19 protein-coding genes and 2 tRNA genes are annotated in these 22110 nt (G+C 63.2%); 17 read left to right on the top strand and 4 right to left on the bottom strand.

What is annotated here, in order from left to right; translation table 11 throughout:
• Positions 1 to 130 precede the first annotated feature (130 nt).
• The 10 genes from NKG99_RS11935 to NKG99_RS11890 all read left to right on the top strand — a co-directional run bounded on the left by NKG99_RS11935 (position 131) and on the right by NKG99_RS11890 (position 10833).
• The gene (locus tag NKG99_RS11935; protein WP_352867572.1) at positions 131 to 3151 is read left to right on the top strand and encodes a caspase family protein; all 3021 of its coding nucleotides are present in this window, start codon (positions 131 to 133) and stop codon (positions 3149 to 3151) included.
• A 96-nt stretch (positions 3152 to 3247) separates the two neighbouring features.
• A complete protein-coding gene (locus NKG99_RS11930; RefSeq protein ID WP_352867570.1) occupies positions 3248 to 3796 on the top strand; it encodes a histidine phosphatase family protein in 549 nt (182 codons plus the stop codon).
• A gap of 227 nt (positions 3797 to 4023) precedes the next feature.
• Positions 4024 to 4097, top strand: a tRNA-OTHER gene (locus tag NKG99_RS11925).
• A 2-nt stretch (positions 4098 to 4099) separates the two neighbouring features.
• Positions 4100 to 4168 (top strand) — tRNA-Leu (locus tag NKG99_RS11920).
• A 371-nt stretch (positions 4169 to 4539) separates the two neighbouring features.
• Entirely contained in the window at positions 4540 to 5682 is a 1143-nt protein-coding gene (locus NKG99_RS11915) for a slipin family protein (RefSeq protein WP_352867568.1), read from the top strand.
• 231 nt (positions 5683 to 5913) lie between these two features.
• Positions 5914 to 6195, top strand: a complete 282-nt coding sequence (locus NKG99_RS11910) for an acyl carrier protein (protein WP_006335407.1) — start codon at positions 5914 to 5916, stop codon at positions 6193 to 6195.
• 56 nt (positions 6196 to 6251) lie between these two features.
• Complete coding sequence (locus tag NKG99_RS11905; protein WP_352867567.1) at positions 6252 to 7442, top strand: beta-ketoacyl-ACP synthase; 1191 nt, start codon at positions 6252 to 6254, stop codon at positions 7440 to 7442.
• Positions 7443 to 7493: 51 nt separating this feature from the next.
• A complete protein-coding gene (locus NKG99_RS11900; protein ID WP_352867566.1) occupies positions 7494 to 8771 on the top strand; it encodes a beta-ketoacyl-ACP synthase in 1278 nt (425 codons plus the stop codon).
• Between the two features lie 36 nt (positions 8772 to 8807).
• Positions 8808 to 9836, top strand: a complete 1029-nt coding sequence (locus NKG99_RS11895; protein ID WP_352867564.1) for a zinc-binding dehydrogenase — start codon at positions 8808 to 8810, stop codon at positions 9834 to 9836.
• 13 nt (positions 9837 to 9849) lie between these two features.
• On the top strand, positions 9850 to 10833 hold the full coding sequence (locus NKG99_RS11890) for a lipid A biosynthesis lauroyl acyltransferase (RefSeq protein WP_352867689.1): 984 nt from the start codon (positions 9850 to 9852) through the stop codon (positions 10831 to 10833).
• Positions 10834 to 10902: 69 nt separating this feature from the next.
• On the opposite strand, the gene NKG99_RS11885 is transcribed toward NKG99_RS11890, so the two are convergent.
• Entirely contained in the window at positions 10903 to 11331 is a 429-nt protein-coding gene (locus NKG99_RS11885; protein ID WP_352867562.1) for a L,D-transpeptidase, read from the bottom strand.
• Positions 11332 to 11553: 222 nt separating this feature from the next.
• Here NKG99_RS11885 and NKG99_RS11880 point away from each other — a divergent pair, with 222 nt between their 5' ends.
• The 5 genes from NKG99_RS11880 (at position 11554) to NKG99_RS11860 (ending at position 18155) form a co-directional block, all read left to right on the top strand.
• The gene (locus NKG99_RS11880) at positions 11554 to 12834 is read left to right on the top strand and encodes an acetylornithine deacetylase/succinyl-diaminopimelate desuccinylase family protein (protein WP_352867560.1); all 1281 of its coding nucleotides are present in this window, start codon (positions 11554 to 11556) and stop codon (positions 12832 to 12834) included.
• A 162-nt stretch (positions 12835 to 12996) separates the two neighbouring features.
• Positions 12997 to 14475: an ABC transporter substrate-binding protein gene (locus tag NKG99_RS11875; RefSeq protein ID WP_352867557.1), complete on the top strand. Its 1479-nt coding sequence runs from the start codon at positions 12997 to 12999 to the stop codon at positions 14473 to 14475.
• A gap of 247 nt (positions 14476 to 14722) precedes the next feature.
• Positions 14723 to 15670 (top strand): ABC transporter permease, encoded by a 948-nt coding sequence (locus NKG99_RS11870; protein WP_352867556.1) that lies wholly within the window; start codon positions 14723 to 14725, stop codon positions 15668 to 15670.
• Positions 15667 to 16536, top strand: a complete 870-nt coding sequence (locus NKG99_RS11865; protein WP_352867554.1) for an ABC transporter permease — start codon at positions 15667 to 15669, stop codon at positions 16534 to 16536. Before NKG99_RS11870 ends, NKG99_RS11865 begins: the two co-directional genes overlap by 4 nt.
• Complete coding sequence (locus NKG99_RS11860) at positions 16533 to 18155, top strand: ABC transporter ATP-binding protein (protein ID WP_352867553.1); 1623 nt, start codon at positions 16533 to 16535, stop codon at positions 18153 to 18155. The genes NKG99_RS11865 and NKG99_RS11860 overlap by 4 nt, the downstream gene beginning before the upstream one ends.
• Positions 18156 to 18170: 15 nt before the next feature.
• On the opposite strand, the gene NKG99_RS11855 is transcribed toward NKG99_RS11860, so the two are convergent.
• Positions 18171 to 18602 (bottom strand): TerB family tellurite resistance protein, encoded by a 432-nt coding sequence (locus tag NKG99_RS11855; protein ID WP_352867686.1) that lies wholly within the window; start codon positions 18600 to 18602, stop codon positions 18171 to 18173.
• A 116-nt stretch (positions 18603 to 18718) separates the two neighbouring features.
• On the opposite strand from NKG99_RS11855, the gene NKG99_RS11850 reads away from it, so the two are divergent.
• Positions 18719 to 19504: a TSUP family transporter gene (locus NKG99_RS11850; protein WP_352867551.1), complete on the top strand. Its 786-nt coding sequence runs from the start codon at positions 18719 to 18721 to the stop codon at positions 19502 to 19504.
• A gap of 53 nt (positions 19505 to 19557) precedes the next feature.
• Positions 19558 to 19728 carry a hypothetical protein gene (locus NKG99_RS11845; RefSeq protein WP_023757712.1) on the top strand — a complete coding sequence of 57 codons (171 nt, stop codon included), beginning with the start codon at positions 19558 to 19560 and terminating at the stop codon, positions 19726 to 19728.
• Between the two features lie 239 nt (positions 19729 to 19967).
• On the opposite strand, the gene NKG99_RS11840 is transcribed toward NKG99_RS11845, so the two are convergent.
• Entirely contained in the window at positions 19968 to 21443 is a 1476-nt protein-coding gene (locus NKG99_RS11840; protein ID WP_352867549.1) for a cobyric acid synthase, read from the bottom strand.
• Positions 21443 to 22057, bottom strand: coding sequence for a dimethylsulfonioproprionate lyase family protein (locus tag NKG99_RS11835; RefSeq protein ID WP_352867547.1), 615 nt, complete (start codon positions 22055 to 22057; stop codon positions 21443 to 21445). The genes NKG99_RS11840 and NKG99_RS11835 overlap by 1 nt, the downstream gene beginning before the upstream one ends.
• Between the last annotated feature and the right edge of the window lie 53 nt (positions 22058 to 22110).

Below are 22110 nucleotides of genomic sequence, written 5' to 3'. Positions count from 1 at the left end.
CGAGCCACGCTCGCGGCGCAATCGCGCCCGAATTTGATCATGCCCGAATTTGATCATGCCCGAATTTGATCATGGTAGACTGGCAGCATTGTAGAGGGTTTGGATCATCAGGGCGGACACCTAACGACAAATGGCCTTTGTCGAAACCTTGAAGCGCAATCTTTTGCGGCAGGCGTGGCTGACGGCTTTCGTCGCCGCACTGATTTGCCTTGCCGTGACGGCGCTTGCTATAGCCGAAACCAAAAGCCTCAAGGGCGTGGCGCTGATCATCGGCCAGTCGAAATACGAGCACATAGCCGCGCTGCCCAACCCGGCCAATGACGCCCGCGACATGGCCAAGATGCTGACCGATCTCGGCTTCGATGCCCGCAGCGTCACCGATCGCGACGCCGCGAAGCTGAAGCGCGACCTGGAGCGCTTCTCGGAAGATGCCGAAGGCGCCGATGTCGCCTTCATCTATTATTCCGGCCACGGCATCGAGGCCGGCGGCGAGAACTATCTGGTTCCAGTCGATGCCGACGTATCGTCCCTCGGAGATGCCAACCAGGCGCTTGTGCCGATTTCCGCCGTCATGGACGCGCTGAAAGCGACCGTGCCTGTGACGATCGTGCTGCTCGATGCCTGCCGCACCAATCCGTTCCCCGCGGATGCCGTGGTGCGGCGCGCGCCGACCGCCTCCGCCTCGCCGATTGGTGCCGGCGGTCTGGAGCCGGTACGCGGCGCCAAGGCGCTCGGCAATACGCCGGCGGCCGATGCGAGCCTGGGCACCGTGGTCGGCTTCGCCGCCGAGCCGGGCCGTCCAGCGCTCGATGGCACCGCCGGCGAAAACAGCCCTTACGCGTCCGCCCTGCTGCGCCACCTCGCGGCGATGAAGGGCACCGAGTTCGGCTCGGTCATGCGCATGGTGACCGAGGAGGTCTATCTCGACACCAAGGCAAAGCAGCGCCCCTGGGTCAATGAAAGCCTGCGCCGACTGCTCTATTTCGGCGTCGCGCCAGCGGAGCCGACCGGCGACGACGGGCTGATCACGGGCGAGCGCCGCCAGCTGCTCTTGACCATTTCCGAGCTGCCCGACCCGAAACGGGCGCAAGTGGAACTGGCCTCGCTGCAGGAAGGCGTGTCGCTCGATGCACTCTATGGCGTGCTGAAGGCGCTCGGCACGGAAAAGATCCCCGAAGATCCAACTGATCTGCAAAAGGTGCTTGACACCCAGGCCGAGCGCCTGAAGAAGATGATGTCCGAGCGCGCCGCGCTGCGCACCGACGATCCGGAGATCAAGCGCCTGGTCGCCTCCGCCGACAAAGCGATCGGCCAGGGCGCCATCGTGACGGCACGCACATTCCTCGACGACGCGGTCGGCCGGGTCGAGCAGACGATCGATGCGGTCGATGAAGCCGAGGATCTCGTCAAGCAGAAGCGTCTTGCCGATGCCGCGATCTACGCCAGACGCGCCGATGCCTCGGGGCTGGTCTTCGACTACAGATCCGCCGCCGCCGATTATGCCAAGGCTTTCTCGCTGGCCGAAAAATGGGACGACAAACTGCGCTGGAACTACAAAAACCAGGAGGCCGAGGCGCTGAACGCTTACGGCTACGCCACCGGTGACCTGGATGCGCTGCAAAATTCCATCGAGGCCTATCGCACCATCCTGAACTTCATCCCCAATGGCGAACAGAATCGCGACTGGGCGATCACCCGCAACAACATGGCGGTTGTGCTGCAGACCATCGGCGAGCGCGAGACGGAGACCGCGCGCCTTGAAGAGGCAGCGCGGATCTTTCGCGATTCCCTTGTCGTGTTCGAGCGTGAGAAGGACGATCTCAACTGGGCCGCCGCGCAGAACAACCTGGCCAATGTGCTGTTGAAAATCGGCGAACGCGAGAGCGATCCTAAGCGCCTGAATGAAGCAGTGGTGGCGATGCGAGCCACCCTTGAGAAGCGCCCGCGCGACAAGGTGCCGCTCGACTGGGCGGCTTCGCAAAACAACCTCGGCCTGGCGCTCTATGCACTGTCCGAGCGTGAGGCCGCCGGCGAGCATCTGACGCAAGCCGAAGCCGCCTACCGGCTGGCGCTTGAGGAATACACGCGCGAAAAAGCACCGGTGGAATGGGCGATGGTCGAGAACAATCTCGGCAACACGCTTGTGTCGCTTGGCATCCAGCTCAACGACAACGCAACCATCAACGAGGCGGCCGACGCCTTCCGGGCCGCGCTAGAGGTGCGAACCCGTGAAACCTTCCCGGTCTCGTGGGCAACCAGCCGGCTCAACCTCGGCAACGCGCTAAGCGGTGTCGCCCGCTTCGATATGGGAACCGGCGCGCTCGAAGAGGCGGCGGCGGCCTACGACGATGCACTGACGGTGTTTACCCGGCAGCGTTTCCCGATGGACTGGGCGTCGGCGCAGAACAATCTCGGTTCGATCTACCAGACGCTTGGCCAGCGCACCCAAGACACGGCCAGGCTCGAGCAATCGGTGAGCGCCTTCCAGGCCGCGCGGCGGGTCTATGTCAGGCGAAAATTCCCGCTCGACTGGGCAATGAGCCACTACAATCTGGGCAACACGCTGCAGCTTCTCGGCGGTGTGACCGACAAGCCGGAACATTACGGCGAGGCCATCGCCGCCTACCGCGATGCGTTGCGCGAGTACAAGCGCGAGACGAACCCGCGGCAATGGGCGCTGAGTGAGGCCGGTCTCGGTTCGGCGCTGCACTGGCTGAGCATGAGCGATGCCAATCCCAAAACCCTGCAGGATTCAATCGCGGCCCGGCGGGCAGCGCTTGAGGTGCTGACTATCGAAGCAGCCCCCATAGATTGGGCCAACGCTCAGAACGGCATAGGCATGAGTCTTCTCAACCTCGGCAATCTCGAACGCACCGATAAATACCTCAATGACGCAGAGGCAGCCTTCACGGCGACGCTGAAGGTATTCACCCGCGAGAGTCAGCCCTTGCAGTGGGCCTTCGAACAGAACAACCTCGGCGACGTCCATTGGAACCACGCCAGTTACGGCGCGGGTAAGCCGGAATATCTGAAAGCCATCGAATTCTTCGAGAACGCCAAGCGGGGGTTTACCGAAGCCGGCTACACGATGCCCATTCCGTTGACCGACCAGAAAATCGATCTGGCGAAGAAGCAGATGGCCAAGAAGTAGGGCTCCGCCCGACCGCGCCTTGTCTTTCGGATGGCTTTACGTCCCTATATGTCCGGTCACCGGAACCCATTGCCGGGAACCGGAGAAGGATAGCCTATGATTCGATTTGTGCTGGCTTTGCTTCTGCTGGCCATCCCGGCCGCAGCCCACGCCACCGACGCCGGCTGGGCGCTATTACGCGACGGCGGCCACGTCGTGCTGCTGCGTCATGCCATGGTCACCGGCACCACCGATCCGGTCAATTTCGACATCGACAGCTGTACCACCCAGGTCAACCTGTCGGCGCGCGGCAAGCAGCAGGCGAGCAAGATTGGCGCCTTGTTCGCTGCTCGTGCGGCACCCATCGAGCGCGTGCTGTCCAGCCGCTACTGCCGCTGCCTCGACACTGCCCGCATCGCTTTCGAGGCCGAACCGAAGCTGTTTGCGCCGCTTGACCTCCTGAAGGGCGACGAGACGCAAAAAGCCGCTCAGATCGCAGCGATCCTGAAGGAGATCCGCGACTATTCCGGCTCCGACAATCTGGTCATGGTCACCCATCTGGAAAATATCCAGGCCCTGACCGGCGTTTCGCCCCGCGAAGGCGAGGCCGTGGTCGTAGAGCCGCAGGGCGACGGCCTGCGCGTACTCGGCCGCGTCACCTTCTGAAGTTTCGACGATCCCTTCAGCATTGGATCGGTGTTGCCGAAATGCCACCATTGAAAAAAGCCGCAAATCCGCCGCGACAATGCCGCTTGCGACAACCCGTCGCAGGGGCTATAGGCGCGCTCCCGGTCACGAGAACCGAAGCGAGCACAACGGTTGGGAGCTTTCGTCTCCGCCCGTGCAGGCGGCTTTGCCGCGCTGTATACGGCGCCGCTTTGGGGATTGGGATCGCGGATGTAGCTCAGCGGGAGAGCGCCGGATTTGGGTCCGGAGGTCGGGGGTTCAATTCCCTTCATCTGCACCACGGATAGCTCAGTTGGGTAGAGCATCAGATCGAGAATCTGACTGTCGAAGGTTCGATCCCTTCTCCATTGGCCTGATAAGCCAGCACCTTGCCAGGTGTTATCTGAAAAACGGTCCGGGGGCTGGAATGCGAAAGACTGGACGGATGGCCCAAGCCCTCGGGCACGGATCATCCCGAAAGTCTGACGCCATCGGCTCGCGGCCAGGCCCGCGGTGACGATCAAGGCGCAGTTTAGCCGGCAAAGGAAGCTTCGGCTTCCGGCGCCCGCCTCGCTGCCCCGCGATCCACTCCCGAAGGTCCGCCACGGATTGATGCCACCCAGTCCCCGGATCATTCGTGCCCGGACGATGAGGCAAGACGACGATGTGAAACGAGAAACGAAGGGAAGATCGACGCATGACTTGACGCCTCGCATGGGGCCATGCCCGACCGGAGTAAGACAATGACTGTTCTCGACAAGGTTCTTGGACGCGAGCGCGTCCTCGTAAGGGAAAACGAACGTGCCCTCACCCTCCACAAGGGTGAGATCAAGGCTGTCCTGATACCCGGCGAACATTGGCTCGCCAACCGGCGCGGCAGCCTTGAAGTGTCCCGGCACGATCTGAAGAACCCGGAATTCGTTTCGGCATACGAGAAGGCGTTGTTCGAGAAGCTCCCGGATGTGGCCGCGCGTCATTTCACCGTGGTTCGCACCGGGCGAACGGACGTTGCGGTCATCGAGCGTGACGGCAATTTGCACGCCGTTCTGGCGCCGGATCGCAAGCTCGTGCTGTGGACGGATGCCGGCCCGTGGAAGGTGACGCTGATCGACACATCGGTCGATCTCGCGATCGACGCGGCGGTCATGCGCCGGCTCGGCCAGGCGCGGAAAGCGGAATTGATGTCCGTCCATCCGGTCGTCGACGGTCAGGCCGGACTGCTCTTCATCGATGGTGTCCTGGTCAGGACGCTGACGGCGGGCGTGCATGGCTTCTGGAACGTCGGACGCATGGTGCAGATCAAGGTCGTCGACCTCAAGCGCCAGTCGCTCGACGTTGCCGGGCAGGAAGTGCTGACCAAGGATCGCGTCACGATCCGCGTCAACATCGCCGCCGAATACCGGGTCGTCGACCCGGTCAAGGCGGTGAGCATGGTGAAGGACTTCTCCGAAGCCCTCTACCGCGCCCTGCAGTATGCCTTCCGCAAGACGCTTGGCGCGCTGACGCTCGACCAGATCCTTGAAAGGAAGGTGACGATCGACGAGGAGGCGGCGGCCAAGGTTCGCGCCGATATGGCCGAGATCGGAGTGGAAGTCAGCGATATCGCCCTCAAGGATGTCATCCTGCCGGGCGAGATGCGCGAGATCCTCAACCAGGTGGTGTCGGCCGAAAAGCAGGCCGAGGCCAACATCATCCGTCGCCGCGAGGAGACGAACGCCACGCGTTCGCTGCTCAACACGGCCAGGGTGATGGCGGAAAACCCGGTGATGCTGCGGCTGAAGGAGCTCGAGGCTCTGGAAACCATCGCCGGAAAGGTCGAGCGGCTGACCGTCCACAACGGAACGGGCGGGCTGCTCAACGATCTGGTCAAGCTCCGCGACAGCTGATGCATGTCGCCCAGAGTGGTTCCGGCTTGGGAAAACGACATGCATCGAAACAAAGGATGACGTTACGTCAAGGGAAGGGCCACCGTATCAACCGGTGGCCCTTCTTGCCTTTGCAGAGCAGGGTTCCCATCTGCACCCGGCGTATGAGGCCTTTTCCTGCCGGAAAAAACCGATTAGACAGCGCCCAAACAAGATGCGGACAGATTCCGCCCGCAACCGAAGGAAAAGCCCTTGTCCACCACGTTCGACAAAGTCGCCAAGATCATTGCCGACACCAGCGAAATCGATATCGACACCATCACCCCCGAGAGCCACACGATCGACGATCTCGGCATAGATAGCCTCGATTTCCTCGACATCGTCTTCGCCATCGACAAGGAATTCGGCATCAAGGTGCCGCTGGAAAAGTGGACCCAGGAGGTCAATGACGGCAAGGCTTCGACCGACGATTACTTCGTCATGAAGAACCTGTGCGCCAAGATCGACGCGCTGGTCGCAGCCAAGAACGCCTGACGTCAGTTGAGCGCGCGATCTTGACGCGCTCTGCCGCCTGACCCACAAAGCCGCACATGAGCAACCCCCGCGACGTCGTCATCACCGGTATCGGCCTTGTCTCCTCGCTGGGGGAAGGTCCGGACGCCCATTGGCAGAAGCTCGCGCAGCCGGGTCTCGAACCGGTGCTCGAGGCGGCACGCTTCGCGCCTTATACCGTCCATCCATTGCCTGAGATCGACTGGAACCTGCAGATCGCCAAACGCGGCGATCAGCGTCAGATGGAAACCTGGCAGAGGCTCGGCACCTACGCCGCCGGGCTTGCACTGGACGACGCCGGCATCAAGGGCAATGACGAACTCTGCACGACCATGGACATGGTCGTGGCCGCCGGCGGTGGCGAGCGCGACGAGGCGGTCGATGCCGCCATTCTCGCCGCTTCGGAAAGCCGCAACGATCGCGATGTGCTGCTCAACGAGAAATTGACCACCGAATTGCGGCCGACCTTGTTCCTGGCCCAGCTTTCCAACCTGCTCGCCGGCAACATCTCCATCGTCCACAAGGTGACGGGATCGTCCAGAACTTTCATGGGTGAGGAAGGTGCCGGCGTCGCCGCCGTCGAGACGGCCGCCGCGCGCATCCGTTCGGGCCAGTCGACGCATATCCTGGTCGGCGGCGCCTTCCAGACCGAACATTCCGACATGCTGCTCGGCTATGAGCTTGCCGGCTATTTGCATCGCGGCCCGTGGAAGCCGGTCTGGCAACGGCAAGGCGCTGAGGGCGGCGGCGTTGTGACCGGCTCCGGCGGCGCCTTCCTGGTGCTGGAGCAACGCGAACACGCGACAAGCCGGGGCCGGAAAATCTATGCCGAGCTTGGGCCGATCGTCTCGGGCCGCGCCAGGCGGCCACGGGGAGAACTCGATGCCGAGATCGCCGCGCTGCTCAAGCAGGCTGCATTGCCGAACCGCAAATTGCTGGCCCTGTCGGGCGCATCGGGCGCCCATGCGGCGACCACCGCGGAAAAAGCGGCGCTCGACGCCAATCCGGCGATCGCCGCGCGCGGTTTCTCGACACTGACCGGGCACATGAAGGAAGCACAGTTTCCCTTCGCCGTCGCGCTGGCGGCCCTCGCTGTCGACCGCAAGGCCGCCTACCCTGTTTTTGATGCCGCAACCGAGACGCCGTTCGAAGGCGTTCCCGCAACCGTCCTTGCAACGGCGATCGGCTACCACCAATTCGAGGGCATGGCGCTGGTCAATGCCGCCTGAGGCGGCGCTCCGAGATCCATGCTGTAACGATAAAAGGTCGAGGGCTCCCGGATGGCCAATCTGAACGATCATATGGGCAGGCCGATTGTCGCCGTCACCGGCATCGGCGTGGTGACCTCGCTTGGCGTCGGCAAGACGGACAATTGGGCGGCGTTGACCTCGGGAAGATCAGGCATCCACCCGATCACCCGCTTTCCCATCGATCAACTGAACACCCGCATTTCCGGCATGGTCGATTTCCTGCCGTCGAGTTCGAAAGGCTCCAGCCCCCTCACCTACGAGTTGGCCGAGCTCGCGGGCCTTGAAGCGGTGGCCGAAGCCGGTCTTGATTCCAGCGATTTCGGCGGACCGCTCTTCCTCGCATCACCGCCGGTCGAACTCGACTGGGCCGAGCGCTTCTCGCTCTACAATTCCGGCAAGGACAAGGATGACACCGCCGCCGAAAGTCTGCTTCGGGTCGCGCGTAGCTTGAAAGAGCTGGATATTTTCGAGACCACCCAGTTCGGTTCGATCGCCGGCCGCCTTGCCGACCGCCTTGGCACACGTGGTCTGCCGATCACGCTGTCGACGGCTTGCGCTTCAGGTGCCACCGCGATCCAGCTCGGTGTCGAGGCGATCCGACGCAGCGAATGCGACCGTGCGCTATCGATCGGCGCGGACGGTTCCGCGACCGCCGAGGCATTGATCCGTTTCTCATTGCTTTCGGCGCTCTCCACGCACAACGACATTCCCGAAAAGGCGTCGAAGCCCTTCTCCAGGGACCGCGACGGCTTCGTGCTGGCCGAGGGATCCGGGGCGCTGGTGTTGGAATCGCTTGAGACGGCATTGGCTCGCGGCGCCACTATCCTCGGCATCCTGGGCGGTTGCGGCGAGAAGGCCGATGATTTCCACCGCACCCGTTCGAAACCGGACGCTTCGCCCGCCATCGCCGCGGTTCGCGCTGCCCTCGCCGATGCCGGCCTGAGTGAAGACGAGATCGACTATGTCAACGCCCATGGCACGTCGACTCCGGAGAACGACAAGATGGAACATCTGGCGCTGTCGACGGTATTCGGCGAGCGGATCGGCTCGATGCCGGTCTCGTCGAACAAGTCGATGATCGGCCACACGCTGTCGGCGGCCGGCGCCGTCGAGGCGGCGTTCTCACTGATGACGATGCGCGAGAGCGTCATTCCGCCGACCATCAACTATGACAATCCCGACCCAGCGATCGTGCTCGACGTGGTGCCGAACAAGAAGCGCAACGCCGAGGTTCGCACCGTTCTGTCGAACTCCTTCGGCTTCGGCGGCCAGAATACTTGCCTTGTCATGGCGCGGGAACCGGTCTAAGCGACCTTTTTCAGCCAGACTGAACCGACAGGCCCCATGCGCGCATTGCAACTTATCGAGGACCGCCGTCTTGAAACGGTGGACCTGCCGCCTCCCCCACCGCCGCCACTCGGCGAAGTCACGCTACGCATCAAGGCGGTGGCGCTGAACCATATCGACGTCTGGGGCTGGCGCGGCATGGCCTTCGCCAAGCGCAAGCTGCCGCTGGTCGTCGGCGCGGAAGCCTCGGGCGAGGTCGAAGCGGTCGGCCCCGGTGTTTCCAGCCTGCTGCCCGGACAATTGGTGTCGATCTATGGCGCCCGCACCTGCGGACTTTGCCGAGCCTGCCGCGAAGGCCGAGACAATCTCTGCGAGCATGTTTCGGGCGTTCACGGCTTCCATCTCGACGGCTTCGCGCAGGAAAAGATCAACCTGCCGGCTCGCCTGCTGGTTCCTGCCCCGCCCGGCGTGACCGACATCGGTGCAGCGGTGGCGCCCGTCACCTTCGGCACTGTCGAGCATATGCTGTTCGACAATGCCAGGCTGCAGCCCGGCGAGACCATTCTCATCCATGCCGGCGGATCCGGCATCGGCTCGGCGGCCATCCAGCTGGCAAAGCGGATGGGCTGCACGATCATCACCACGGTCGGCTCCAACGATAAGATCGACAAGGCCAAGGCGCTCGGCGCCGACCATGTCATCAACTACCGTGACGACCGTTTCGAGGGCGTCGTGCGCAAGTTGACCAAGAAAAAGGGCGTCGATGTCGTGTTCGAACATGTCGGCGCCGACACTTTTGCCGCTTCCATGCTGTGCCTGAAGCGTGGCGGCCGCCTGGTGACCTGCGGTTCGACCTCGGGCGTGTCGACGCAGATCAACCTCATGCAGCTGTTCCAGCAGCAATTGAAACTGCTCGGTTCCTTCGGCTGCCGCATGGAGAACATGGCCAACGCCATGCAGAAGATGGCGGCGGGACAAGTCGCACCGGTCATCGATACCGAAGTCGACTTCGACGGTATCGATGCCGCGCTGAAGCGCATGGAAGGCCGCGACGTGTTCGGTAAGATCATTCTGCGCGTCGGCTAGAGCCTTGACCTCTGTGTTCAAGAAGTTTCGCCGGGATCTCAAATTTCGCTACGGCAGGCAGCTGCGCCAGCTCAACTACTGGCTGGTTGCGCGCGCGGCGATGTTGATCATCTCGATCCTGCGTCTGCTGCCGGCCGACAGCGCGCTGAATTTCGCCGACCGCGTCGCACGCCGCGTCGGCCCCTGGGTGGGACGCCATCAGGTCGCCGTCGACAATCTGCGCAAGGCCTATCCGGAAAAGGGCGAAGCCGAAATCCAGGCGATCGCCTCCGACATGTGGGGCAACATGGCTCGCCTTGCCGCCGAATACATCTTCCTCGACGCCCTGTTCGACTACGATCCCGCGGCCAGCAAGCCCGGCCGCGTCGAGGTCAAGGGAACAGAGCATTTCGTCGAAATCGCGGGCGAACAGAAGCCGCATATCGTCTTCACCGGCCATCTCGGCAATTTCGAGTTGCTGCCGGTGGCGGCGGCGACCTTCGGCATGAACATCACGGCGCTGTTTCGCCCGCCCAACAATCCCTATCTCGCCGACTACATCCTCTCGACGCGCCGCTCGACCATGGGCTCTTTGCTGCCATCGATGGCCGGCGCCTCATTCGCGCTGGCGGGGGTCCTGGAGAATGGCGGCAACATCGGCATCCTTGTCGACCAGAAATTCTCCAACGGCCTGGATACGACCTTCTTCGGCCGTCCCTGCCAGAGCAACCGGGTGCTGGCCACCCTTGCCCGTCACTACGACTGCGACGTCTATCCGGCGCGCTGCATCAGGCTGCCAGGCAATCGCTTCCGGCTCGAGATCGAGGACAAGCTGACGTTGCCGCGCACCGCTGACGGCAGTGTCGATGTCCACGCCACCACCCAGCGTCTCAACGACGTGGTCGAACGCTGGGTACGCGAAGATCCCGGCCAGTGGATGTGGTTCCACAAAAGGTGGGAGATCGGCGGCGGGCGACCAAAGCGCCGGCCGAAGCCCGCTCCGGCCGCAAACGCTTAGCCTCGCCGCTGGCGGGGAGATTGGTCCTACCCCAGCCGATGATGCCGACTTCAGCGAATCTGGATCACCTCAGTTCGTCACTACAATCCGCGTGTTGCCGAAACCCACTTCCCGCACCATCGAATAGAACGTTGCGGCATTGGCCGTATGCAGCCGCACGCAGCCATGCGACGCCGGGCGGCCGAGTTGCCTGACGGCACCGGTCCCGTGGATGGCATAGCCGCCATGGAAGAAGACGGAGTATGGCATCGGCGACATATGGTATTTGCGCGAATACCACATCCGCGCCGTACGCTGCGGCCGATAGCTGCCGCGCGGCGTGAAATAGCCAGCGCGGGCGGTGGAGACACTCCACCGGTAAACCGACAGGCCATACCTGACCGTCATCGTCTGCGACGACACGTCTATGTTTGCAACGAGGCTGGCCGCCCAGCCCTGCCCCGAAGCACCGAACAGCATCGCGACAAAAATGGCCGCCATGAGAACTGTCTTTTTCATGCGATCAAACCCCTTTGATTGCCCCTTACTCGCCTGCCATCACGTTGTTTTTCATCTTTTTAATGGCAGGTGAACGGGGTAGCACACACTCCTTGACCAATTCGCCAATCCAAAGCAGCCAATTTGAACGATTTCCCGCGATAGTTGCCGCAACGACACGCCGCACGGGCTTGATCACCAGCGGGCTTGCAAAATCGGGACGATCGCTCTCAACTCCGCCGCATGAACGAGCGACTCCTCCAGGCAATCGATAACAGGCGCGACGATATCGTCGCGCTGACCGCCGAGCTGATCCGTTTTCCGACCATCAACCCGCCCGGTGAGGCCTACCGGCCGTGCGCCGAATATCTCGGCGCGCGGCTGAAGAAGAGCGGTTTCGAGACCGAATTCATTCGAGCCGAAGGCACCCCCGGCGACACCGACCGCTACCCGCGCGTCAATGTCGTTGCCCGTTTCGACGGCAGGTCTCCCGGCGCCTGCGTCCACTTCAACTCGCATATCGACGTGGTCGAAGCCGGCGACGGCTGGACCGTCGATCCCTTTGCCGGTGTCGTCAGGGACGGCAAGGTTTATGGCCGCGGCGCCTGCGACATGAAGGGCGGTCTTGCCGCCTCGATCATCGCCGCCGAAGCCTTCCTGGAAGTGTTTCCCGACTTTCCCGGCGCCATCGAAATATCCGGCACCGTCGACGAGGAGTCCGGCGGCTTCGGCGGCGTCGCCCATCTGGCCAGGCTCGGCTATTTCTCGAAACCCAGGGTCGACCACGTCATCATTCCCGAGCCGCTGAACAAGGACCGCATCTGCCTCGGTCATCGCGGCGTCTGGTGGGCGGAGATCGAGACCAAGGGCGAGATCGCGCACGGCTCGATGCCGTTTCTCGGCGACAATGCTGTACGCCATATGGGTGCCGTGCTCAGGGCATTCGAGGACGAACTGTTCCCTGCGCTCGACCGCAAGATGACGCGCATGCCGGTCGTGCCCGAAGGAGCAAAACGCTCGACCATGAACATCAATTCGATCCATGGCGGCCAGACGGAGGATTTCCGGCCCGGCCTGCCCTCGCCCAACGTGCCCGATTCCTGCCGGCTGACCATCGATCGTCGCTTCCTGCTCGAGGAAGATCTCGATACCGTCAAAGGTGAAGTAACCGGCATTCTCGACCGCCTGAAGCGCGAGCGGAACAAATTCGACTATGAAATCCGCGACCTGATGGAAGTGCTGCCGCTGATGACGGAGCGCGACGCGCCGGTGGTCAAGGCGGTGGCGCAAGGCATCATGGCGGTCTTCGACCGCGAACCCGACTACGTCATTTCGCCAGGCACCTACGACCAGAAGCACATTGCCCGCATCGGCCATATCTACGATTGCATCGCCTATGGCCCAGGCATTCTCGACCTAGCCCACCGGCCGGACGAATGGGTCGGGATATCGGACATGGTGGAATCGGCCAAGGTGATGGCGATCGGGCTCAACGTGCTGTTGCGCGGCACAGCCACGGGATAGCCCCACATCGCGACAAGCTTCGACCTGCCGATAGGGCTGTCAGGACAAAAACATTCCCAGCTACGGCAACGGGCAGAACGAAACGCAATTTACTCCGCGGCAAAATCACGCTTCTATCGCCCGGGTTTGAGCACGTGTCTGAAACGCATGGGGAGTTGCACGATGAAATTGTGGAAAACCATTCTGGCCGCGACGATCCTTGCACTAGCCGCTGACTGTCAGGCGTTTGCCGCGCGAACCGACCTCGTCATCGGCATCCCGCTCGAACCCCCGCATCTCGATCCGACCGCGGGTGCCGCCGCGGCGATCGACGAGGTTCTTTACGCCAACGTGTTCGAGGGCCTGACCCGCATCGGGCCGAATGGCGAGGTGCTGCCGGATCTGGCCGAAAGCTGGACCATTTCCGATGATGGCAAGGTCTACACCTTCAAGCTGCACACCGGCGTGAAATTCCACGACGGTACCGACTTCGATGCCAGTGACGTGAAATTCTCGCTCGACCGCGCCCGCGCCGACAATTCGGTCAATGCGCAAAAGGGCCTGTTCGCGGCTATCGACACGGTCGAAATCGTCGACCCGGCAACGGTCAAGGTCACGCTGAAGAACCCGCAGGGCTCCTTCCTCTACAATATGGGCTGGGGCGACGCGGTGATCGTGGCGCCTGAGACAGCCGACACCAACAAGGAGAAGCCGATCGGCACCGGCCCGTTCAAATTCCAGGGCTGGGCCAAGGGATCCTCGATCACCCTGGTCAAATCGGACAATTACTGGGGCACGCCGGCGTCCCTCGACAAGGCCGAATTCCGCATCGTGCCGGATGCCGCGGCCTATGTGCCGGCACTGCTCTCGGGCGACATCCAGGCTTTCCCGTTCTTCGACGCCGACAGCGTCGCGCAGGTCAAGGACGACCCGCGCTTCAAGGTGGTGATCGGCGCGACCGAGGGCGAAACCATCCTGTCGATCAACAACAAGAAGCCACCCTTCGACAAATTGCAGGTGAGACAGGCGATCTCCTATGCGCTCGACCGCAAGGCGATCATCGACGGCGCCTCCGCCAGCCTCGGCGTGCCGATCGGCTCGCACATGTCGCCCGCCAACAAGGACTATGTCGATCTCACCGGCCGCTATCCGCATGATGTCGCCAAGGCAAAGGAACTGCTGAAGGAAGCGGGGCTGGAGAACGGCTTCAAGGCAACGCTGAAATTGCCGCCGCCCTCTTACGCGCGGCTTGGCGGCGAGATCATCGCCTCCGAGCTTCGCGACATCGGCATCGACCTCGAAATCATTCCTGTCGAATGGGCGCAGTGGCTGGATCAGGTATTCACCAAGAAGGACTACGACCTGACCATCGTCTCCCACACCGAACCCAACGACATCGATATCTATTCGCGCAAGGATTATTACTTCAACTACGACAACCCGGCCTTCGACAAGGTGATCGCCGATCTGAACCTCACCTCCGGCGAGGCCAAGCGCAAGGAATTGCTGGGACAGGCACAGAAGATCCTGGCCGACGACGCCGTGGTCGGTTTCCTCTACGAATTGCCGAAGGTCGGAGTATGGGACGCCAAGCTGCAAGGGCTGTGGGAAAACGCGCCCATCCAGGCGAACGACCTGACCAAGGTGAAGTGGTCGGATTGAAGACTCAGGCTGCCTGGCGGAATTTGCGCTCCGTCACACCCCCCTCTGCCCTGCCGGGCATCTCCCCCGCAAGGGGGGAGATCGGCAGTTTCTGCGTCGCCGACAACCATGCCATTTCGGCGATTGGCGAGAGCGTAAATGAGAGCTCAATCTCCCCCCTTGCGGGGGAGATGTCCGGCAGGACAGAGGGGGGTGGGCGGGAACGGAACCTTCGCCCGGTGGGCAAAACAACAGTGCCTCACCTTCCATGACCGCCTACCTCCTCAAGCGCCTCGCCATTGCGCTCGCCACGCTGTTGCTGGCTTCCATGGTGGTGTTCGCCGTGCTGGAGATCCTGCCCGGCGATCCGGCACGGCTGATGCTGGGCATGAACGCCAGTGCCGATCAGGTCGAATTGCTGCGCAACCAGATGGGCCTCAACGCGCCGCTGGCCTGGCGCTATCTCCACTGGGTCGGCGGCCTGCTCAGTCTCGATTTCGGACGCTCCTACACCTATTCGGTGCCGGTCATCGATCTGGTGCGCGAGCGGCTTGCCGTCTCGCTGCCGCTGGCGCTGATTGCGCTTGCGCTCTCCACCATGATCGCCATTCCCGTCGGCCTGTTTTCCGCCAGCCGGCGTGGACGCGCCGGTGATACGATTTCCATGGGCGCCGCCCAGCTTGGCGTCGCCGTGCCGAATTTTTGGTTCGCGCTGATGCTGATCTATGTCTTCGCCGTCTGGCTGCGGCTGGTTCCGGCCGGCGGCTTTCCCGGCTGGAGTGCCGGCATCTGGCTGGCGCTGAAATCGCTACTACTGCCGGCAGTGGCTCTCGCCTTGCCGCAAGCCGCGATCCTGGCGCGCGTCACCCGCTCGGCGCTGATCGAGGTGCTGAACGAGGATTATGTCCGCACCGCCCGCGCCAAGGGTCTGCCCTATCGCGCCGTGCTGTGGCGGCACGCGCTGCGCAACGCCATGATCCCCGTGCTGACCATCCTGGGCCTGCAATTCGCCTTCCTGCTTGCTGGCACCATCATCATCGAGAATGTCTTTTACCTGCCCGGCCTCGGCCGGCTGGTGTTCCAGGCGATCACCCAGCGCGACCTGATCGTCGTCGAATGCGTCGTCATGCTGCTGGTCGCCGCCGTCATTACCGTCAACCTCCTCGTCGACCTTTCCTATGCGGTCGTCGATCCGCGCCTGAGAAGCCGGCAATGACGCTCCATATCGACATCCCCGAGGAGACGCTCGGCAGCATCCTGGCCAAGGCATTCAGGAATACCGCCTTCGTTGCCGGTTTCGTCATCACCTTGCTGATCCTGGCAATGGCCATCGTCTCCTATGGCTGGACGCCCTACGACGTCACGAAGCTGGTGATATCGGACAAGACACAGGCACCCTCGCTGGCGCACTGGTTCGGCACCGACCATTTCGGTCGCGACATCCTGTCGATGGTCATGGTCGGCGCCCGCAATTCGATTGCCGTGGCGTTGGTCGCTGTCGGCATCGGCATGGGGGTCGGCGTACCGCTCGGCGCCTTTGCCGCGGCACGCGGCGGCCTCGTCGACGAGGCGCTGATGCGGCTGAACGATCTCGTCTTCGCCTTCCCGGCGCTGCTGTCGGCGATCATGATAACCGCCATCTTCGGGCCGGGCGCCGTCAACGCCATCATCGCCATCGGCATCTTCAACATCCCGGTCTTTGCCCGTGTCGCCCGTGCCGGCGCACTGGCGATATGGCCGCGCGAGTTCATTCTTGCCGCGCGCGCCGCCGGCAAGAGCAGCACGCAGATATCAATCGAACATGTGCTGCCCAACATCGCCACGCTGCTCCTGGTGCAAGGCACCATCCAGTTCGCGCTGGGCATCCTGGCGGAGGCCGGGCTTTCCTACCTGGGCCTCGGCGCCCAGCCGCCAATGCCGAGTTGGGGCCGCATGTTGTTCGACGCACAGACCCGCATGGTGGTGGCGCCATGGATGGCAATCTTTCCCGGCATGGCGATCGTTGTCACCGTGCTGGGGCTGAACCTCCTGGGCGACGGCATCGCCGACATCCTCGATCCGAAATCGCGGCGGCAGCGATGAGCCTGCTCGACATCGAGAACCTGTCGCTGACCATCGGCGACACACCGATCCTCAAGGGCATGGAACTTTCCGTCGCGCCCGGCGAGGTGACGGGGCTGGTCGGCGAATCCGGTTCGGGCAAGTCGATGACCGCGCTGACGGTGATGCAGCTTCTGCCCCATGCCGCGCGCGCCACCGGACGCGTCTCGTTCGACGGCATCGACCTCCTCGCGGCAACCGAGGACCAGATGTGCGCGCTGCGCGGCGACGACATCGGCATGGTGTTCCAGGAGCCGATGACGGCACTCAATCCGGTCAAGACCATCGGCGAACAGGTCGCGGAAGGCATTCGCTGGCACACCAAGGCAAGCCGCGCCGAGGCCGAAGACCGGGCGCGAAAAATGCTCGACCGGGTCGGCTTGCCGCAAGCGAAATTCCCAATGTCGCGCTATCCGCACGAACTGTCGGGCGGCCAGCGCCAGCGCGTTGTCATCGCCATCGCCTGCGCGCTGAAGCCGAAGCTGCTGATCGCCGACGAGCCGACCACGGCGCTCGACGTGGTGCTGCAGGCGCAGATACTCGACCTCCTGCGCGACCTCGTCGCTGAAAGCCGCATGGGGCTGCTGCTGATCTCGCACGACCTTGCCGTGGTGACTGAGATGGCCGACCGCATCACCATCCTGCGCCGCGGCGAGGTCATGGAAACCGGCGACACGGCCCGCACGCTGTCCGAACAGCTTCACCCCTACACACGGCAGCTGGCGCAGGCCTCGATGCATGTTCCGGCGCGCGCGAGGCCGCATGGTATCGAGACGGGCCGACCTTTGCTCCAGGTCGAGGGCGTGACCCGCGACTATGCCGGCCGGCGCACCTCGTTGTTCAGGCGCGCGCCTGATATCCGCGCCGTCGACGATGTGTCCTTGTCGATGGCGCCGGGTCAATCGGTGGCGTTGGTCGGCCGCTCCGGCTGCGGCAAGTCAACGCTTGCCCGGATGATCCTGGCACTGGACCAGCCAAGCTCGGGCACGATCCGGTTTCGCGGCGAGACCATCACCGGTAAAAGCGAGACAGAGCTGAAGCCGGCCCGGCGTAACATGCAGGTTGTCTTCCAGGATCCCTATGGCTCCTTCGACCCGCGTCAGAAGGTCGAAAAGCTGGTCGCGGAACCATTGCATGTACAGGACAAGAAGCCGACGCGCGCCGAGCGCCGCGAAATGGTGGCGCATGCGCTGCACGAAGTCGGGCTCGACCAGCGCGACATGGACAAATACCCGCATGAGTTTTCCGGCGGCCAGCGTCAGCGCCTATCGATCGCCCGCGCCATAATCACCCGCCCGAAACTGGTCGTCGCCGACGAGCCGGTCTCGGCGCTCGATGTCTCGATCCGCGCCCAGATCCTCGACCTGTTCGCCGAGCTCAACCAGAAGCTCGGCATCGCCTATCTCTTCATCACCCACGACCTGACCGTCGCCCGCGCCATCACGGACGAGGTGCTGGTCATGCATGACGGCAAGATCGTCGAGCGCGGCAAGACGAACGAGGTGCTCGATCACCCGCAGTCCGAGGCGGCCAAGGCGCTTGTCAGTGCCGCTCCTGATCTGCACCGGGCTATCGCTCGGCGAATGCAGGAACAGGGGTGAGCGGCCGGCTCGCCCCTACTCTTCCGGCTTCACCGCATCGACCGGGCTGATATCGAGCAGGTCGAGCGTGCGGCGCAGCAGGCGCACCTCGCTCTCGGCCAGCTGCGAATCCGCCTTGGCGATCTCAGCCATATGGCGGGCCAATTGCTTGCGCCGCTCGATGTCGAGATCTCGAAACAGTGCAATCGCCTGCGAGCCATTGGTCTCGTAGCCGAACTCGTTGAGATATTCGATGACGGCGTCGATGCTGGTTTCGGCAATGCCGAAGGCGTCCTTGCAGATGCGCCGGAAAGCAACCATCTCGCTCTCGCTGACCGACCCGTCGGCTAGGATCATGCGAAACAGCATCAGCAGTTCCGCCGACAGGACTGGATCGTCCGCCACCTTGCGCACGCCCGGGTCGCCATCGAAGATCTGACGTATCTGGTCCAGCAATGCGAACGCCATCATGGTCCCTTTCCGATTCCTCTTCATAGAGGTAGCGCGGAATCGGTCTTGCGCAAACAGGGCGGTCGTGGTCGAACGCCTGATATTTCAGCCGGCCGGACACCTCCATACATCACATGATCGAGCTTAGCATCCAGACCGTCGCCATGCTCGCCTTCGCCGCCTTTGCCGCGGGCTTTGTCGATTCGATCGCCGGCGGCGGCGGGCTGATCACCGTGCCGGCGCTGCTGCTTGCCGGCTTCACACCGGTCCAGGCGCTCGCCACCAACAAATTGCAAGGCATGTTCGGCTCGGGCTCGGCGACCATCCACTACGCGTCGAAGGGTCATGTCGACCTGCGCCGGCAATTGCCGTCGGCCCTGCTCGCGCTTGTCGGAAGCGCCATCGGTGCCTTGCTGGCAACGATCGTGCCCGGTGACATTCTGCGGGCTGCCCTGCCCATCGTGCTAATCGCCATCGCGCTCTACTTCGCGTTCAAGCCCAACATGAACGATGTCGATCGTGCCGAGCGCCTGTCACCGTTCCTGTTCGGACTGACCCTGGTGCCCGCCATTGGCTTCTACGACGGGCTGTTCGGACCAGGCGCCGGCTCCTTCTACATGCTGGCCTTCGTGGCACTTGCCGGCTACGGCGTGCTCAAGGCGACGGCGCACACCAAACTGCTCAACTTCGCCTCCAACATCGGCGGCTTCATCGTCTTCGCCGCGGTCGGCGTCGTCTATTGGAAGATCGGCCTGATGATGGGCATTGCCCAGTTCCTCGGCGCCCGCGTCGGCGCCAGCCTGGCCATGCGCATCGGCGCAAGACTGATCAAGCCGCTGCTGGTGATCGTGTGCCTCGCACTGGCGGTGAAGCTGCTGGCCGACCCGGCGAACCCGCTGCGTGCCATGATTGGTGTGTGATCACGTGCACTGATAGACTGTCGCTGTTCGAATCATGTTGCGAGGAGCCAGACATGAATCTTAGCGCACCTACCCAGATCGTTTTTATCATTTCAGTTGTAATCGCCATCATCGGCGTTCTCGCCGCGCTTGGCATTCTTGCGTTTATTCCACTCGCATCGGTGTGGATTGTGCTTATCGCTTTCATCGTGCTTGCCGGCGGCTGCTTGATGCGCGGCGCCTGACATATTCCCTTGAAGTGGGGACGAGAGCGCCCGGCCAAAGCCGGGCGCTTTTGATTCCAGTAGAGATGCAACCCCCAGCAAGAGCAGGACCGATCCGTCCCCGGGCGGTTCCCGCGCAGTGCAGCGGAGCAGAATTCTGTAGCGCAGCAACGCTTTGAAGTCGCGGCATGGAACATCGGGTCTGCGCCGCGTCGCTACCCTCCTTGCTCCGCCCGTGAATGACGAAGTGATGGGCGGATCTAACGCGCCAGCGCAAAGATCGCGTCGCAGTCGAGATGGGTCTCCAACTCGGCCGCGACCTCGTCCAAGGCCCGCTCGACCTCGGCGCGATAGTCGATGCCGCCGCCCTTTATGCCGAGGCTTTCGAGGAATTTCCCGCGAAAGGCATCCGCGCCAAACAGCCCGTGCATATACGTGCCCATCACCTTGCCGTCGGCGGAAACAGCCCCGTCCTCGATGCCATTGATGACTGCGGACGGCCGTAGCGTATCCGAACCGGTGGTGCGGCCGAGATGGATTTCGTAGCCTTCGAGCGGCAGGTCGAATTGTACCGAGCGGGCACTGACATTGCGCACCGTCTTCTCCGGTTCCATCACCGTTTCGATGTCGAGCAAGCTGAGCCCTTCGGCCTCGGTGACGCTGCCTTCGATGCCGTCGGGATCCCGCACGGTACGGCCGAGCATCTGGAAGCCGCCGCAAATGCCGACGACATGGCCGCCGCGCTTGCGATGGGCAAGAAGGTCGCGATCCCAACCGTTCTCGCGGAACTTCAGGAGATCGCCGATCGTCGACTTGGAGCCTGGAATGACCACCAGCCCGGCATCGGCGGGCAGCGGTCTTCCCGGCGGCACGAACACCACCTCGACCCGCGGTTCGGCCTTGAGCGGGTCGAGATCGTCGAAATTGGCGATGCGGCCAAGCATCGGCACGGCCACCTTCAGCGCGCGGGTCTCGCCGGACGCCAGACGTTCCAGCACGACCGAATCCTCCGAAGGCAGCCGTGCCGCTGCCTTGAGCCACGGCACGACACCAAAACAGCGCCATCCCGTGAATTTCTCGATCGACCTGATACCGTCGTCGAACAGCGAAACGTCACCGCGAAACTTGTTGATGAGATAGCCGACGATCATGCGCCGGTCCTCTTCCGGAAGGATCAGATGCGTGCCGGCAACCGACGCGATGACGCCGCCGCGATCGATGTCGCCGACCAGCACTACCGGCACATCGGCGCGCGTGGCAAAGCCCATATTGGCGATGTCGCGGGTGCGAAGGTTGATCTCGGCCGGCGAGCCGGCGCCCTCGACGATGACGAGATCGGCGCCCTCGCCGACCTTGCCCCAGGAGTCCAGCACCGCGTCCATCAGCCGGCCCTTCAGCGCCTGGTAGTCGCGCGCCCGCGCTTCGCCGAACACCTTACCCTGCACGATGACCTGCGCGCCGACATCGGTCTGCGGCTTGAGCAGCACCGGGTTCATATGGACCGATGGCGCGACGCCGCAAGCGATCGCCTGCAGCCATTGCGCGCGGCCGATCTCGCCGCCGCGGGCATTGTTGTCATCCGGAATGTCGGCGACGGCGGCATTGTTCGACATGTTCTGCGGCTTGAACGGCCGCACCTTCAACCCACGCTTTTTTGCCGCGCGGCACAGGCCGGCGACCAGCACCGTCTTGCCGACATCCGAGCCCGTGCCTTGCAGCATGATCGCCCTGGCCATCAGCCCCTGCCCTGCGCCACGGTTCCGGTGATGTTCGATTTCTGCGCCAGCGGCCCGCCGCGCCAGATGTAGAGCGCCAGCAACGGCTCCCTGCCGGTGCGCATGGCGTGGTTGACGTTGGAAGCGTGGTGGACCACCTCGCCGGCCGTACGCATGCAAAACCCGCTCTCGCCCATCCGCCATTCGGCGCCGCCGGTCAGCGGAATGTAGATTTCCTCGGCGACGTGATGGTGGTCGGGATAGACGATATCGGGCCCCAGGATCAGCAGGCCGGCGGCGACCTCGTCATTGGCGAAGTGGCCACGCGTGCCGAACACTTCCAGCCAGCCGTAATTGTCGATGAACTCCGCTCCGAAATCCGCCTCGCTGTAGGTCTGCCCCCAGCGGAAATCAAATCGACGCTCGGCAAGCAATTGCACCAGCGGCTTGGCATCCGGCGGCGCCAGTTCGGCGGCACGATCGAGATGGCGCAGGCAGGCAAGCGGATGCGGCTCCAGCGTGCGGGCGGGCATCTCCCAGGCGATGCGCGCCACGGTATCGCGCACCAGAGCGCTATCCACGGAAGCGAGATAGGCGCGGAAGCGTCCCAGCAGTTCATCGAATTTTGTCGTCACATCTTGCTCCGGACATGCATTGGTGCACAGCCGCTCCCCAAATGGGCGGGTTG

The sequence above is a fragment of the Mesorhizobium sp. M1409 genome, assembly GCF_040317535.1.
Taxonomy (GTDB): domain Bacteria; phylum Pseudomonadota; class Alphaproteobacteria; order Rhizobiales; family Rhizobiaceae; genus Mesorhizobium.
This window is presented reverse-complemented; position numbering and strand designations above follow the sequence as displayed.

What these genes read in the sequence shown, in the direction of transcription:
- NKG99_RS11865 (WP_352867554.1), top strand. Translation starts at nt 15,667, where the DNA reads ATGACGCTCCATATCGACATCCCCGAGGAGACGCTCGGCAGCATCCTG.
- NKG99_RS11935 (WP_352867572.1), top strand. Translation starts at nt 131, where the DNA reads ATGGCCTTTGTCGAAACCTTGAAGCGCAATCTTTTGCGGCAGGCGTGG.
- NKG99_RS11915 (WP_352867568.1), top strand. Translation starts at nt 4,540, where the DNA reads ATGACTGTTCTCGACAAGGTTCTTGGACGCGAGCGCGTCCTCGTAAGG.
- NKG99_RS11930 (WP_352867570.1), top strand. Translation starts at nt 3,248, where the DNA reads ATGATTCGATTTGTGCTGGCTTTGCTTCTGCTGGCCATCCCGGCCGCA.
- NKG99_RS11845 (WP_023757712.1), top strand. Translation starts at nt 19,558, where the DNA reads ATGAATCTTAGCGCACCTACCCAGATCGTTTTTATCATTTCAGTTGTA.
- NKG99_RS11885 (WP_352867562.1), bottom strand. Translation starts at nt 11,331, where the DNA reads ATGAAAAAGACAGTTCTCATGGCGGCCATTTTTGTCGCGATGCTGTTC.
- NKG99_RS11855 (WP_352867686.1), bottom strand. Translation starts at nt 18,602, where the DNA reads ATGGCGTTCGCATTGCTGGACCAGATACGTCAGATCTTCGATGGCGAC.
- NKG99_RS11875 (WP_352867557.1), top strand. Translation starts at nt 12,997, where the DNA reads ATGAAATTGTGGAAAACCATTCTGGCCGCGACGATCCTTGCACTAGCC.
- NKG99_RS11850 (WP_352867551.1), top strand. Translation starts at nt 18,719, where the DNA reads ATGATCGAGCTTAGCATCCAGACCGTCGCCATGCTCGCCTTCGCCGCC.
- NKG99_RS11870 (WP_352867556.1), top strand. Translation starts at nt 14,723, where the DNA reads ATGACCGCCTACCTCCTCAAGCGCCTCGCCATTGCGCTCGCCACGCTG.
- NKG99_RS11900 (WP_352867566.1), top strand. Translation starts at nt 7,494, where the DNA reads ATGGCCAATCTGAACGATCATATGGGCAGGCCGATTGTCGCCGTCACC.
- NKG99_RS11880 (WP_352867560.1), top strand. Translation starts at nt 11,554, where the DNA reads ATGAACGAGCGACTCCTCCAGGCAATCGATAACAGGCGCGACGATATC.
- NKG99_RS11840 (WP_352867549.1), bottom strand. Translation starts at nt 21,443, where the DNA reads ATGGCCAGGGCGATCATGCTGCAAGGCACGGGCTCGGATGTCGGCAAG.
- NKG99_RS11895 (WP_352867564.1), top strand. Translation starts at nt 8,808, where the DNA reads ATGCGCGCATTGCAACTTATCGAGGACCGCCGTCTTGAAACGGTGGAC.
- NKG99_RS11905 (WP_352867567.1), top strand. Translation starts at nt 6,252, where the DNA reads ATGAGCAACCCCCGCGACGTCGTCATCACCGGTATCGGCCTTGTCTCC.
- NKG99_RS11860 (WP_352867553.1), top strand. Translation starts at nt 16,533, where the DNA reads ATGAGCCTGCTCGACATCGAGAACCTGTCGCTGACCATCGGCGACACA.